The 14,490-nt window shown below is 39.0% G+C and carries 12 protein-coding genes, 1 rRNA gene and 1 other annotated feature; of the genes, 1 reads left to right on the top strand and 12 read right to left on the bottom strand.

Features of this window, described 5'->3' with window-relative positions:
* Window positions 1-68: 68 nt before the first annotated feature.
* Window positions 69-293: a binding site (T-box leader), on the bottom strand.
* Window position 294: 1 nt separating this feature from the next.
* From gltX to IQ10_RS16175, 11 genes are all read right to left on the bottom strand, one after another.
* Window positions 295-1,755, bottom strand: coding sequence for a glutamate--tRNA ligase (gene gltX / locus IQ10_RS16225; protein ID WP_144451521.1), 1,461 nt, complete (start codon window positions 1,753-1,755; stop codon window positions 295-297).
* 247 nt (window positions 1,756-2,002) lie between these two features.
* Entirely contained in the window at window positions 2,003-2,482 is a 480-nt protein-coding gene (gene ispF / locus IQ10_RS16220; protein ID WP_144451520.1) for a 2-C-methyl-D-erythritol 2,4-cyclodiphosphate synthase, read from the bottom strand.
* On the bottom strand, window positions 2,479-3,168 hold the full coding sequence (gene ispD, locus IQ10_RS16215) for a 2-C-methyl-D-erythritol 4-phosphate cytidylyltransferase (protein WP_144451519.1): 690 nt from the start codon (window positions 3,166-3,168) through the stop codon (window positions 2,479-2,481). Before ispD ends, ispF begins: the two co-directional genes overlap by 4 nt.
* 135 nt (window positions 3,169-3,303) lie before the next feature.
* The gene (locus IQ10_RS16210) at window positions 3,304-4,404 is read right to left on the bottom strand and encodes a PIN/TRAM domain-containing protein (RefSeq protein WP_144451518.1); all 1,101 of its coding nucleotides are present in this window, start codon (window positions 4,402-4,404) and stop codon (window positions 3,304-3,306) included.
* A 181-nt stretch (window positions 4,405-4,585) separates the two neighbouring features.
* A complete protein-coding gene (gene disA, locus IQ10_RS16205; protein ID WP_144451517.1) occupies window positions 4,586-5,662 on the bottom strand; it encodes a DNA integrity scanning diadenylate cyclase DisA in 1,077 nt (358 codons plus the stop codon).
* A 3-nt stretch (window positions 5,663-5,665) separates the two neighbouring features.
* Entirely contained in the window at window positions 5,666-7,042 is a 1,377-nt protein-coding gene (gene radA, locus IQ10_RS16200; RefSeq protein ID WP_144451516.1) for a DNA repair protein RadA, read from the bottom strand.
* A gap of 163 nt (window positions 7,043-7,205) precedes the next feature.
* Entirely contained in the window at window positions 7,206-9,647 is a 2,442-nt protein-coding gene (gene clpC / locus IQ10_RS16195; RefSeq protein WP_144451515.1) for an ATP-dependent protease ATP-binding subunit ClpC, read from the bottom strand.
* 18 nt (window positions 9,648-9,665) lie between these two features.
* Complete coding sequence (gene mcsB / locus IQ10_RS16190) at window positions 9,666-10,742, bottom strand: protein-arginine kinase McsB (protein ID WP_144451514.1); 1,077 nt, start codon at window positions 10,740-10,742, stop codon at window positions 9,666-9,668.
* A 4-nt stretch (window positions 10,743-10,746) separates the two neighbouring features.
* Window positions 10,747-11,280, bottom strand: coding sequence for a protein-arginine kinase activator protein McsA (gene mcsA / locus IQ10_RS16185; protein WP_144451513.1), 534 nt, complete (start codon window positions 11,278-11,280; stop codon window positions 10,747-10,749).
* Between the two features lie 24 nt (window positions 11,281-11,304).
* Window positions 11,305-11,769: a CtsR family transcriptional regulator gene (locus IQ10_RS16180; protein ID WP_144451512.1), complete on the bottom strand. Its 465-nt coding sequence runs from the start codon at window positions 11,767-11,769 to the stop codon at window positions 11,305-11,307.
* Window positions 11,770-12,058: 289 nt separating this feature from the next.
* Window positions 12,059-12,844, bottom strand: a complete 786-nt coding sequence (locus IQ10_RS16175; protein WP_144451511.1) for a VLRF1 family aeRF1-type release factor — start codon at window positions 12,842-12,844, stop codon at window positions 12,059-12,061.
* Between the two features lie 337 nt (window positions 12,845-13,181).
* Here IQ10_RS16175 and IQ10_RS16170 point away from each other — a divergent pair, with 337 nt between their 5' ends.
* A complete protein-coding gene (locus IQ10_RS16170) occupies window positions 13,182-13,949 on the top strand; it encodes a DUF3891 family protein (RefSeq protein ID WP_144451510.1) in 768 nt (255 codons plus the stop codon).
* 279 nt (window positions 13,950-14,228) lie between these two features.
* Here IQ10_RS16170 and rrf read toward each other — a convergent pair.
* Window positions 14,229-14,344 (bottom strand): 5S ribosomal RNA (gene rrf / locus IQ10_RS16165).
* Between the last annotated feature and the right edge of the window lie 146 nt (window positions 14,345-14,490).

The raw sequence follows: 14,490 nt of genomic DNA, 5'->3' as shown, positions 1-14,490 counted from the left end.
TATTGGTAATAGCTTAAAATGCGCATTTGTCTTAATGTACAAAAAAAGCGCCTCTGTGCATATGCATGCACAGAGGCGCAATCGCGCGGTTCCACTCTGTTAGAAGTAGGCAATCACCTACTCACTCTATTAGCGATTAACGACGCTACTCGCTTTTTCCTACTCTCTTTAGAATTTCAGAAAAAGGCTCAAGGGTGCATGTTCAAAGCAAGTTGCCTAAACCACTTTCAGCCAACGGTGGTTCTCTCTGTATCGCAGTGCTCGCTTTTACTTTTCCCTCTCAACACGTTTTGTTTATTGATTTAATAAGCGCTGTAGGCGTGCGCTTACAACCGCTTTTCCAAGAACTTCGATTGCATCTGGAAGTTCAGGTCCGTGTGTTTGGCCAGTCGTTGCAACACGAATTGGCATAAACAACTTCTTCCCTTTGTGACCAGTTGCTTTTTGAGTAGCCTTGATTGCCGCTTTAATATTTTCCGCAACAAAATCTTCAATATTGTCAAGCTCCAAAACAAGCTGCGCTAATACTTCTGACACTTGTTCTTCATCTAAAACTGCTTGCGCTTCCTCATTATACTCAATTTCCGTCTTAAAGAACAGGTCTGTCAATTCAACAATTTCTGCTCCGTATTGCAATTGCTCTTGATAAAGACCAATTAAACGCTTCGCCCATTCCTTACGCTCTTCGTTCATATCCTCTGGCAATCGGCCTGCTTTAATCAAATGAGGAAAGGCTAACTCAACAACGGTATCAAGATCTGCCTTTTTAATATATTGATTATTCATCCAAGCAAGCTTATCTGTATCAAATACTGCTGGTGCTTTTGAAACACGCTCTAAGCTAAATTGCTCTCCAAGCTCCTCCATTGAGAAAATCTCCTCTTCACCAACAGGTGACCAACCAAGAAGGGCAAGGAAGTTAACAAGGGCTTCTGGCATATATCCAAGCTCTTTATATTGTTCAACGAATTGAATAATCGACTCATCACGCTTACTCATCTTTTGACGATCAGGATTTAAAATAAGCGATGCATGAGCAAAGCGCGGAGCCTCCCATCCAAATGCTTGATAAAGCATGACTTGACGCGGCGTATTCGATAAATGTTCTTCGCCACGCACAACATGACTAATCTTCATTAAGTGATCATCAACGACTACCGCAAAGTTATACATCGGAATGCCATCTTTACGTGCAATAACAAAATCACCAATCCCATCAGATTCAAACGTTACATCTCCGCGTACAGCATCATCAATACGAATCACTTGACCTTCTGGAACACGGAAACGAACAACTGGCTTAAGTCCTTTATCTTCATAAGCCTTGCGTTGTTCTGCTGTTAAATCACGGTCACGACCGCTGTATCTTGGCATTTCACCACGTGCTTTTTGAGCCTCACGTTCTGCTTCAAGCTCTTCTTCCGTCATATAGCAATAATATGCCTTTCCTTCTTGAAGAAGTTGGTCGATATATTGTTGATAAATATCAAGTCTTTCCATACAGCTATACGGACCATACTCTCCACCAACATCAATGCTTTCATCCCATTCCATTCCAAGCCACTTTAAGCTATCTAGGAGCTTCTCTTTCGCTGCACCTACATTACGAGCTTGATCCGTATCCTCAATACGAAGAATGAATTTACCACCTTGATTCTTTGCAAATAAATAGTTGAATAGTGCAGAGCGTGCACCACCAATATGTAAATGCCCTGTTGGACTTGGGGCGAACCTAACGCGAACTTCACTTCCCATTTTTAACACCTTCCGTTTCTAGCATATCAAAATGCTCTTTTTCACTTTTCTCGCATTAACGAACAGTAGACCCTACTTCAAACTTTAAAAGGAAATAAGGAAGTCTAAGTAAAGGATACTTGCCCGTAAAATCCCGATTGATGCAACTAACACAAAATAAAGGAATAAACCCATCCCCTATTTTGTAAAGTTTCATTTTATCTATTTTAGCACCATTATAACCATCTCGGTCAAGTAGAGTTACTAATTATGAATGCTTTTGAAGCAAGATAACTGCTTGAGAAGCAATTCCTTCCCCGCGTCCTGTAAACCCAAGCTGTTCTGTTGTCGTTGCTTTCACATTAACCTGACTTACATCCGCTTCTAACAATTGGGCAATTCGTACGCGCATTGTCTCAATATGCGGTGCCATTTTAGGCTTTTGAGCAATGATTGTGCAATCAATATTTCCTAGTTCGTAACCTTGCTCCTTAACAAGATTCCAAACATGTGTCAAAAGCTTTGCTGAGTCAGCATCCTTAAATTCCATATCCGTATCGGGGAAGTGCTTGCCGATATCTCCTTCACCAATAGCTCCAAGTGCAGCATCAGCGATCGTATGTAATAACACATCAGCGTCTGAATGACCTAACAAGCCTTTCTCATACGGAATCGTAATTCCGCCAAGAATAAGTGGACGTCCCTCCACTAATTGATGAACATCAAAACCTTGTCCAATTCTCATCATGATTTTCTCCTCTCCTTTTCCTGCATAATCGCTTCCGCAAATACAATATCCTCTGGCGTTGTTAGCTTAATATTTTGATAATCACCTTCCGAAATGACAACCTCATGACCAAGCCACTCCACAAGACTAGCATCATCTGTGCCGATAAGCTCAGCTTCTAACGCACGCTTGTGTGCCTCTTTTAAAAGGGGAGCTTTAAATGCTTGAGGTGTTTGGATCAGCCAAAGTTCATCGCGTTTTAGCGTATCAATAACTTTACCCGAAAATACTCGTTTAATCGTATCCTTTACAGGTACAGCGACTGTAGCAGCACCTGATTTCGCTGCCTTATGTATTAACCTTTTAATAACAACATCAGTTACAAATGGTCTTGCCCCATCATGAACAAGTACGATCTGTTCTTCCTCAACGTAAGCAAGTCCATTTCTGACACTATCCTGTCTCTCTTCTCCACCTTCTATGACTACTACTTTTGACAGCTGATATTTCTCCATTAACGTTTTCATCATCACACATTCATCTCGATTCGCTACAAGCACAATTTTTTGACAAGACGCGTCATGCACAAATAAACGAACAGTATGGATGATGAGTGGTTCTCCTCTTAACTCAAGAAATTGCTTATTCATCCCTGCCTTCATACGTTTACCTTGTCCTGCAGCTGGAATGATGACACTATATTTCATGATCCTCTCTCCCATCACAATCGTTCTTATTTTAGCATGATCAATCCGTATTTTGCATGCCATTTATCTGTGTTAAGGGCAAAAGAGAAGCGCCAATCTTCACACATCGGAGGATAGCGCTTGTACTTAAACTATTTACAATGCTTTTTCTAATAACTTCGGCTTAGCAAAAATCATTCGACCTGCACTCGTTTGAAGAACACTCGTTACAACAACATCAATGTGCTTTCCGATATGGTCACGACCACCTTCAACAACGATCATTGTCCCATCATCTAAATAAGCAACGCCTTGATGCTGCTCTTTCCCATCCTTGATCACTTGGACGTTCAGTTCTTCCCCAGGTAACACGACAGGCTTAACCGCATTTGCCAAATCATTAATATTTAAAACAGAAACTCCTTGAAGCTCACAAACCTTATTTAAGTTAAAATCATTGGTTACGACCATACCAGAAGTAACCTTGGCTAGCTTCACAAGTTTACTATCCACTTCTGAAATCTCTTCAAAGTCCCCCTCATAAATCTCTACCTTTATCGGGAGCTCCTTTTGAATTTTATTTAAAATATCTAAGCCGCGGCGTCCACGATTACGTTTTAAGACATCAGAGGAATCTGCGATATGTTGTAATTCTTCAAGAACAAATTCTGGAATAACCAGCGTACCCTCAAGAAATCCAGTTTTACAAATATCAGCAATTCTCCCGTCAATAATCACACTCGTATCAAGAATTTTTAGCTGTTTGCCTGTTTTGCTATCTGGTTCCTCAACCTTTTTCTTATCCTTATCTTTGCCGAGATTACGCGTAATTGACGTCAAATTAAGCAGTTCATCACGCTTTTTAAAGCCAATTTGGAAGCCAAAATACCCGAGAAAGACCGTCACAAAAATTGGAAGAACCGAACTCACGACTGTAATATTGGTAGCACTTAAAGGGATTCCAATTAAATAAGCAACAATAAGACCGATAATCAATCCCATTGAACCAAATAGTACATCCGTAATCGGAGCACGAACAATCGCTTCTTCAAGTAATTTCAACAAATTCACAATATAATCCACAAACCAAAATGTTGTGACAAACAACATGACTGCACCAATTACCGCACCTGTATAGGAATTTATTAGCCATGAAGGAGCATCAATATTAGTAATATGGATAAGTTCTGGGATGAAGATAAAACCTAATGCACCTCCCGTAAGAATAAAGAAAAGCTGTATAATTCCTTTTAGCATCCACATTCACCTCCTTTTATTATTATAGACAAGTTTACAAAATCAAAACCTATCAAACTGCATTTCACATGAAATCCCAAGATTATTTATTACTATTTAAACGTATCAAATGCTATTTTGATTGTCAATTTTAAAACTTACAATTATACATTTTTATAATAAAAGCGTCAATAATAAAATGCTAAATATGACGATCGACGAACAATTGTTCTTGGATCCGATTAAGGCCATCTTTAATCATTTTCGCTCTCGCTTCTCCAATTCCTTCCACTTCATCTAACTCACCAATACTTGCAAACATGATACTCGATAAATTCCCGTATTTTTCGATTAAGTTCTCTATAATCGATGGTGGTAATCGTGGGATTCGATGAAGAGTTCGGTATCCTCTTGGTGAAACAGCTTGCTCTTGGATATTAATGTTTTTCCCGTAACCAAGCGCTTTTACAATTTCCTGTTCATCAAGTAGCTCTTCTGTTTGGAGTTTTGTTAGCTCTTGAAGAATCTCTGTCACGTCCTGCTTACGATCTTTCACATAATCCTTTAATAGTAAAATTGCTTCTTTTTCCGTATTAGCGACCAATTCACTTAACTGCATCGTAATCAGTCGCCCTTCATCTCCAAGCTCATTGACAAAGCTAAGGATTTCTCGTTTAATCCGGAGGACCATTTGCACTCGATGAATCACTTGCGTCACTTCATGAAAGGTAACTAGCTCCTCAAACTCTAGCGCACCAAGGTTCGTAATCCCTTGATCAAGTACGACTTTATATTTTTCTAATGTTTGAATCGCTTGGTTTGCTTTCGTCAAAATGACCCCGATATCTTTTAATGAATAACGGTAATCACCTTGATAAAGGGTGATGACATTTCGCCGCTGAGAAATAGATATGACTAAATTACCTGTTTGTTTAGCTACCCGTTCCGCTGTACGATGACGAATTCCTGTTTCATTTGATGTGATCCCATTGTTTGGCACAAGTTGCGTGTTTGCATATAGAATTCGTTTTGCATCTTCGCTAAGAATGATAGCACCGTCCATTTTTGCGAGCTCATATAAATAAGCAGGTGAAAAATCACAATTGATGAAAAAACCACCATCAACGACTTGGATCATCTCATTACTGTAGCCAAGGACAATTAATCCACCCGTCTTTGCGCGTAGAACATTATCAATTCCAGCTCGTAGTGGTGTGCCTGGAGCCACTAATTTTAAGACACTTTGAATAAAATGATTTCTCTTCTGCTCTTCCCCCATTTGTTATCCTCCTAATCCGACCTCTAGTGCCTGTTCTAACGTTGAAACGCCAATCACTTTGATTTCCTTAGGATACGTCCAACCCCCTAAATTTCTTTCAGGAATGATCGCCCTTTGGAAACCGAGCTTTGCCGCCTCGTTTACTCGTTGTTCAATTCTTGAAACACGTCTAATTTCTCCCGTTAAACCGACTTCACCAATCGCCACATCCATCGGATTCGGTACCCGATTACGAAAGCTTGAAGCAATGCTAAGAGCAACCGCCAAATCAATTGCTGGTTCGTCTAACCGAACACCACCTGCTACATTCAAATAAGCATCCTGATTTTGTAACAGTAGACCCACTCTCTTCTCAAGCACAGCCATTAATAGCGATACTCGGTTGTGATCCACACCCGTTGCCATTCTTCTTGGATTACCGAAGCTTGTCGGTGAAATTAATGCTTGTACCTCAACAAGTACTGGTCTTGTGCCCTCCATGGAAGCCACTACAATTGAGCCAGCGGCCCCTTGTGAGCGTTCCTCTAAGAAGATCTCTGATGGATTTAAGACTTCTTCAAGTCCCATTTCCTTCATTTCAAAGATACCCATCTCATTTGTCGAACCAAACCGATTTTTGACAGCTCGTAAAATTCGGTATGTATGATGACGCTCACCTTCAAAATAAAGAACGGAATCAACCATATGCTCAAGTAACTTAGGGCCTGCAATCGAGCCTTGTTTTGTGACATGACCGACGATAAAGATGGCAATCCCTCTTGTTTTAGCGATTCTCATGAAAGCAGCTGTACATTCTCTTACTTGCGCCACGCTTCCTGGCGCTGATGTAATGTCTTCTTGATAAACGGTTTGAATGGAGTCAATGACAACTAACGTAGGCTGAACCTCGTCAATCGCTCGTTCAATAAAAGCTATATCGGTTTCTGCTAACACATATAAATCTTCTGATGTAACACCAAGTCTGTCTGAACGTAATTTTGTTTGTTTAACCGATTCCTCCCCTGATATATAGAGCACCTTTTGCTTGGTCTGAGCTAATTTTGCTGATAGCTGCAGTAAAAGGGTAGACTTTCCAATTCCAGGGTCTCCACCTACAAGCACAAGGGAACCAGGTACAATTCCTCCACCAAGTACACGATCTAGCTCAAGCATCGTCGTACTAATTCTTGCTTCCGTATCACTTTTAACAGATACAATCGATTGTGGCTTAGATCCACCAGTTGTCGCAGACGTAACATAGCTTCTGCTCGACTGTTTTCCAGTCGATTCAAACTCCTCAACCATCGTATTCCAACTTTGACAGCTCGGACATTTCCCCATCCACTTTGCCGATTCATAACCACATTCTTGGCAAACAAATTTTGTTTTCTTTTTTGCCATTTGCAAAGCTCACATCCTTCATCTCTCATTTGTTCTATTGTAGCAGAGTTAAAAAGGAAAAGACCGTTTCTTCTATACTATATGGTAAAAAGCCGAGGGAGTATGCCTATCCCTCGGCTTTTCTTACTTATCAGCCCATTTTCGTCATAAGCCAACAATCTCTTTATACTTTTAGATTTTCACGAGCTTCAACCGTAAGCTCTCCGTCCTTCACATCGATAATCGCTTTTTGTCCTTTTACAATTGTTCCTTTTAACAATTCTTCTGACAAGCGATCCTCAACTTGTTTTTGCAATGCACGACGAAGTGGTCTAGCACCATACTCAGGATCATATCCCAAGTCAGTAATCTTATCCTTCGCTGCTTCTGTTAATTCAAACTCAATTCCTTGCTCAGATAAACGCGTCTTAAGTTGGTCAGCCATTAGCGTAATAATTTCACGGATATGCTTCTTCTCAAGTGAGTGGAAGACGATGATTTCATCAATACGGTTAAGGAATTCTGGACGGAAGCTACGTTTTAATTCTTCCATTACCTTATCCTTCATATCTTTATGTTCTTGACCTTCACTATCTGTTGTAAAGCCAAGGAACTTATTTTTACGCAATGTGCTTGCACCAACATTTGAAGTCATAATAATCGCTGTGTTACGGAAATCAACCGTACGACCTTTTGAGTCTGTTAAGCGACCATCTTCAAGTACTTGAAGTAAGATATTAAAGACTTCTGGGTGCGCTTTTTCAATTTCATCAAGCAAGATGACAGAATAAGGCTTACGACGGACTTTCTCTGTTAATTGACCGCCATCGTCATGTCCAACATATCCAGGAGGCGAACCAACTAAACGACTTGTTGAATGCTTTTCCATATATTCTGACATATCGATTCGAATGACAGAATCTTCATCGCCGAATAGCGTTTCTGCTACAGCACGGGCTAATTCTGTCTTACCTACCCCAGTAGGACCTAAGAAAATGAATGAGCCTATCGGACGCTTAGGATCTTTTAGACCTGCGCGAGCACGACGTACAGCTTTTGAAATTGACTTAACCGCTTCTTCTTGGCCAACAACTCGCTCATGAAGAATGTCTTCCATTTTCAATAGACGATCTGTCTCTTCCTCAGCCAACTTCGAAACTGGAATTCCCGTCCAGCTAGCAACTACTTGCGCAATATCATCAACAGATACTTCTGTATCCTCTTGGCCTTGCTTCTTTTTCCATTCATTCTTCATTTCCTCTAGTTCTTCACGAAGACGTTGTTCAGAGTCACGTAATGAAGCAGCCTTCTCAAACTCTTGGCTTTGTACAGCCGCATCCTTCTCTTTACGTGTCTCGTCTAAACGCTGCTCAAGCTCCTTTAAATTTGGTGGAGCCGTGTATGAACGAAGGCGAACTTTTGAACCTGCCTCATCAATTAAATCAATTGCTTTGTCTGGAAGGAATCGATCAGATATGTAGCGATCAGAAAGCTTTACCGCTTCCTCAATTGCTTCATCTGTAATTGTCACGCGATGATGCGCTTCATAGCGGTCACGAAGTCCTTTTAAAATTTGAATCGATTCATCAAGTGTTGGTTCATTCACTTGGATTGGTTGGAAACGACGCTCAAGCGCTGCATCTTTTTCAATATATTTGCGGTATTCATCAAGCGTTGTCGCACCAATACATTGCAATTCACCACGTGCTAGAGACGGCTTCAGAATGTTTGATGCATCAATAGCACCCTCTGCTCCACCAGCACCAATCAATGTGTGTAGCTCGTCAATGAACAAGATGACATTACCTGCTTGGCGAATTTCATCCATCACTTTTTTTAGACGATCTTCAAACTCACCACGATATTTTGTTCCAGCTACAACCGTTCCCATATCAAGCGTCATCACACGCTTGTTACGCAATGTTTCTGGTACTTCATTGGCAATAATCGCTTGCGCTAGTCCTTCAGCAATAGCCGTTTTACCTACACCAGGCTCCCCAATAAGGACAGGATTATTTTTTGTACGACGGCTTAATACTTGAATGACGCGTTCAATCTCTTTACTTCTGCCAATAACAGGATCAAGAGCTTCTTCACGTGCTACAGCTGTTAGATCACGAGCTAAGCTATCAAGTGTCGGAGTGTTAGCATTGCTAGCACCTCCACCTTGTTGTGAGGAACTGCCACCTTCGTTGCTTCCTAATAGTTGTAGAACTTGTTGGCGTGCTTTATTTAAGCTTACCCCTAAATTATTGAGAACACGTGCTGCGACTCCCTCTCCTTCACGAATCAAACCAAGTAGAATATGCTCTGTACCTACATAGGAATGACCTAATTTACGAGCTTCATCCATAGATAGTTCAATAACTTTCTTCGCTCTTGGCGTATAGTGAATCGTCTTAGAGCCTTCTTGCCCCTTGCCGATTAATGACTCTACTTCTTTTTGGATTTTTTCAGATCCTAGGCCAAGGGCTTGAAGCGCTTTTGCTGCAATTCCCTCTCCTTCACGGATAAGTCCAAGTAGAATATGCTCTGTCCCAATATTATTATGACCTAATCTAACTGCTTCTTCTTGTGCCAATGCTAATACTTTCTGTGCGCGCTCTGTAAAACGTCCAAACATCATTGACGTCCACCTCCATGATTATTCGTTCGTTTCTTTCTCTAATTGTACTCGTTCCCTAATGAGTGTTGCTCTTCTTTCATCTCGCTGATCGGGAGTTAACACCTCTCCAGCATACTGTTGGAGAAATCCTGGTTGTGTTAAAATCATTAACTCATTCAGAATCGTCGCTGATAACCCTTTTATAAGTCCTAAATCTATACCCAACCTGACATCTGATAAACGTTGTGTTGCCTCCTTCGATTCAATTAAACGACTATAAGCCAAAATGCCAAAAGAACGATGAACACGGTCTTCTAACTGCAATCTCGATTGATCAAGCAATGCATTTCTAGCTGATCGCTCTTGCTGAATAAGCTGCAAAACAACTCCACGTAAATCTTCTACAATGTCTCCCTCAGATTTCCCTAAGGTGATCTGATTAGATATTTGAAATAGATTACCTAAAGCTTCGCTACCTTCCCCGTAAATTCCTCTAACAACTAATCCCAATTGATTAATTGCAGGTAATATTCGGTTTAATTGTTGGGTCATTGCGAGAGCTGGTAAGTGCATCATGACAGATGCTCGTAACCCTGTCCCGACGTTTGTTGGGCAACTTGTTAAGTACCCTTTTTTTTCATCAAACGCATATGTGAGTAACCCTTCAATCCAATCATCAATATCACTGGCCTTTTTAAGACCTTTTTCTAGCTGAAAACCAGGTAATAAGCATTGAATACGGATATGATCCTCTTCGTTCACCATAATACTGACTGACTCTTCTTTATCAAGCAAAACAGCACCATGCTTTGAGTGACTCGCCAAGTGCGGGCTAATGAGATGTTTTTCAACCAATACTCGTTTCTCATTTGTTCTCATTTCTTCAATCGGTAATACTTCAAGAGGCCCAACTGGTTCAAAATCATCTTGAGTAAGTGCATCTTCAATATGTTTAAACACAGCATAAGCTTCTTCTGTTGAAGTTAATAATGGGAATTTATATTCTTCTAGGTTTCTCGCTAATCTTATTCGGCTACTTAAAACAATATCCGAATCTGGTCCATCTATTTTTGTCCATGGACTCAGTGCTTCTGAAATGAAATGCTGGAGCGACACTTGGTCATCCCTCCTTTTTCTCATTCTTTTGCTGATCTAATAAACGGATTTGATCTCGTAGTTCTGCCGCCTTCTCAAATTCTTCTTCTTCTACATAAGCTTTGAGCTGCTGTTTAAGAGTATCAATTTGCCTTTGTAACTGAATGCCTCCACCTATTCTCTCAGGAAGCTTTCCAGCGTGTGTATGATTTCCACTATGAACACGCTTTAAAATAGGGTCGAGCTTTGATTCAAAGCTTTTGTAACAATGAGCACAACCAAAACGACCTACACGAGTAAACTGTTCATATGTCATTTCACATTTATCACACACAAGTTCCTTAAGAGCTTTGGCAGCGTCTTGTTCAGCCTTCATTGGCTGTTCAAAGTGCAATAGTCCGGATAACAATTGGTGAATTGAAAAACTATTTGTTCCTGGGAACTGCTCTCCCTTTTCCTTTGCACATTGCTCACAAATATGAAATTCTGTTTTTTCACCATTTATGATTTTCGTGAAATGTAAACTTGCTTGCCTTTGATTACATTCCTGACAAATCATTCGTTTTCCTCCTTTCTATCACAATCATTCTTTATACTTAAGAGTTTTTAGCATAGCTTTCAAAATATTAGCCCTGACTTCATCACGATGAGAAACATTAGCTAAATATAAGGTTCTGTCTACTGCACTAATCATTAATGTTGCTTCTCTTTTTGTTATTGCTTTTTCTTCAAACAAACGTATGATGATATTCTCAGCTGTATGTTGGTCAATATGTTGACCAATTATTTGAATCATTTGGTCAAATAAATCTAGGTGATTATGGGGACTCACCTTCATAATTCGAATATATCCACCACCACCTCGTTTGCTCTCCACAAGATATCCTTTTTCAACGGTAAATCTCGTTCGAATAACATAATTGATTTGTGAAGGAACACATTGAAATTTCTTTGCGATTTCACTTCGCTTAATCTCAAGTGCTTCATTGCCACTGTTTTTGATTGTCGCTTTTAAGTAATCTTCAATAATGTCGGATATATTCCTCAAGTATTGTCCCCCCTTTATCATTTGACTTTGACTATCTTTGACTTTGAAAGTAATTATAATACCTCTTTTAAAAAAGTGCAATATTTCTGCTTTTAATAGTATAGCCATTCTCTTTTAAATGATAACCATCGTTCTTTGTTTCAATGCTTATTCCCTTTTTTAAAACAATCACATTAAAACAAAAAAATGAGGAAGGCTCAGAGGTTTCTATAACCAACTATAGCGTTGTGATAACGACACAGTTAGTAATTTTCTTCAAAACCATTCCTCTAAGGCATCCTCATTCATTTTATGAAGCTACTACATCATTTACAATTTCATGTGGTTTTAAATCGTTAAAATTTTTCTTGATTTTATCAATCTCATCATAAGTCAAATATTTCTCAAATTCATTAATTAACTCTGGCGGTCCAACTAAATATATTTTCTGCCAACCTTTATTTTTAGCCTTTTTCTGAATAACAGAAGCTAATTGCTTATACCATCTTTGTTGATTTGCTTCAAATCGTTGTTCAAATTGATCGCGATGATTAGCACCTGATGCAACTCGTTCAGTAGCCGCAACACCTTCGTATTGCTTCCAATCTTCATTCTCAAGATCCCATTGATAGCTTAATTGCTCAAGTACTTCTCCTAAACTTGTCTCAATAATAGACAAATCTCTCTTTTGAACAAGCAATATACCTGATTTCGGAAACTTTCTTTGTAGCTTCTCTAGCTGTTCTAAAATTGGTTGTTTTTCCCAATGAAATTCGTTTTCTACTCTTATCTGAAGCTTCTCGAGCAACCAATCCCCATCAGCAGATGCAATCACTAATACACTTTTGGGCATATCAGCTTGCAAATCATGAATTTCACTCGTTACTCGTTTCTTTAACTTTTTGTATGCATTTATATTTTCTTTTTCACTAACTTCGATATACTCTTCTAGCTTCTTCAATCCATTTTTCAGTCGAATTTTCCATTCTCCCTTTTGTTGATCACCGCTGGATTGATCCGTGTTTAAATAAATGGTTAAGTAACCTTCTTTACATATCTGTGTCTGCAATTTTTGGAGTTCTTTTTTTAATACCATTTTTTAGTCCTCCTTTTAAATTAATGATAATAATCTTAATTTATTGGCCTATAACCGCTTAGTATTTAAATTAAACACCGATTTTCAAAATAACTTTTTATAAAAATTTGAAATTCAAAGTCGATCAAGATCATCAATCGTCTAACCTTTTGCTAAGAATGGAGCAACGGTTTATTTTATAACGTTTAGGGTTATATAAACTTATGTAAACGTCAGAAAAAATATTAAATTAAAAAGAAAAAAATAGTCATTTAAAAATACCAAGACTACTTAATGTTTCTAACAAAATTTAGAAGCTTTATACCAAATGCAACAATGGATAAGGGGGATAAAAATAATGATTATCCGTGAGAGAAAAAATGAATTTATTATGATTAAACAGTATGATCATGCTTGTTTAGCAGGTAAAATTGCCGCGCAGGTCAATGAGAATATTTTTAAGTCAACTGATCACCTTGATGAAGTGATAAAAGCGGCCTCTGAACATGATCGTGGTTGGGTAGGTTTGGATGAAACACCTATTTGGAATGATGAAGAGAACATTCCTTATTCTTTTCAAGACTACCCACTGGAACTAAAATTAGCATTTTATAAAAAAGGTATCGATGAAATTGAAACCGTAAGTCCATATGCAGCTTTATTGTGTAGTTTTCATTTTTCTTCATTCTTTCCGAATCCTAACGATACATCTAGCATCCAGTTTGTTAATGAAGAATCGAAAAGGCAAAAGAGAATTAAAAGACAAGTAAAAGTAGAACCTGATCTTCTTCAAAAACATTTTCGTTGGCTGCAATTTTGTGATGACCTTTCTTTATACGTTTGCTTAAATGAGCCTGGAGTAACAAAGGAGAACGAGCATCCATGGTTTATAGATGGTTTTAGAAATACTGAAATCTTTGGTATAAGTGAAAAACCAATTGTTGCAGAATGGTTGAGTGATCAAAAAATTAATGTTCAATGTTTCCCATTTGAAAAGGAATTTACAGCAAGACTTACGTATAAAGCAATTTCTAAAAATGATATTGATGAAAATGGTGTGGATAAAGGTTTTGATAAAAGTCCGTGGCTCGAGCAAGAGATTACTTTTGTTGGATTACACAGTTAAACGAGAATTTGTAGTTATTATATTTTCTGAACTTACGATGCTTGTTTTTGGAAGAACAGATAGGAAGAAAGGAGCAACAGTATACTATTGCTCGCAAAAACAATATCGTATAGAACCATACAAAAACCTGGTTCAAATCCTAAAACTTTTAACCAGGTTTTATTTCCTGTGCTTTTTGGATAGTTCCTTTACCTTTATGTGTCTTACAAGATGAAACTCATATGTTTGACAAAAATATGCACACAAAAAAACACAACCCTATTGGATTGTGCTTTAATCGCCCGGCAACGTCCTACTCTCACAGGGGGAAGCCCCCAACTACCATCGGCGCTGAAGAGCTTAACGACCGTGTTCGGCATGGGAACGGGTGTGGCCTCTTCGCTATCGCCACCAGACTATTTGTTTGAATGTCAGATAACCTACGATCTTCTTCGTCAGCTTCCCTTCTCATGTCCTCACGTATCATCACATACGCTCTGGGCATTCGCACGGTTGCTTCCTCGAATCTCTTGGTTCTCTTTGTTCAACTATGTTGAAAGAA

Origin of the sequence: Halalkalibacter nanhaiisediminis (assembly GCF_007830185.1) — a bacterium.
Taxonomy (GTDB): domain Bacteria; phylum Bacillota; class Bacilli; order Bacillales; family Bacillaceae_D; genus Halalkalibacter; species Halalkalibacter nanhaiisediminis.
Note: the sequence above shows the minus strand (reverse complement) of the source record. Positions and strands in the feature narration are given on the sequence as shown.

Excerpts from the sequence above, each read along its gene's own strand:
- gltX (WP_144451521.1), bottom strand. The coding sequence starts at position 1,755 with ATGGGAAGTGAAGTTCGCGTTAGGTTCGCCCCAAGTCCAACAGGGCAT.
- ispF (WP_144451520.1), bottom strand. The coding sequence starts at position 2,482 with ATGATGAGAATTGGACAAGGTTTTGATGTTCATCAATTAGTGGAGGGA.
- ispD (WP_144451519.1), bottom strand. The coding sequence starts at position 3,168 with ATGAAATATAGTGTCATCATTCCAGCTGCAGGACAAGGTAAACGTATG.
- IQ10_RS16210 (WP_144451518.1), bottom strand. The coding sequence starts at position 4,404 with ATGCTAAAAGGAATTATACAGCTTTTCTTTATTCTTACGGGAGGTGCA.
- disA (WP_144451517.1), bottom strand. The coding sequence starts at position 5,662 with ATGGGGGAAGAGCAGAAGAGAAATCATTTTATTCAAAGTGTCTTAAAA.
- radA (WP_144451516.1), bottom strand. The coding sequence starts at position 7,042 with ATGGCAAAAAAGAAAACAAAATTTGTTTGCCAAGAATGTGGTTATGAA.
- clpC (WP_144451515.1), bottom strand. The coding sequence starts at position 9,647 with ATGATGTTTGGACGTTTTACAGAGCGCGCACAGAAAGTATTAGCATTG.
- mcsA (WP_144451513.1), bottom strand. The coding sequence starts at position 11,280 with ATGATTTGTCAGGAATGTAATCAAAGGCAAGCAAGTTTACATTTCACG.
- IQ10_RS16175 (WP_144451511.1), bottom strand. The coding sequence starts at position 12,844 with ATGGTATTAAAAAAAGAACTCCAAAAATTGCAGACACAGATATGTAAA.
- IQ10_RS16170 (WP_144451510.1), top strand. The coding sequence starts at position 13,182 with ATGATTATCCGTGAGAGAAAAAATGAATTTATTATGATTAAACAGTAT.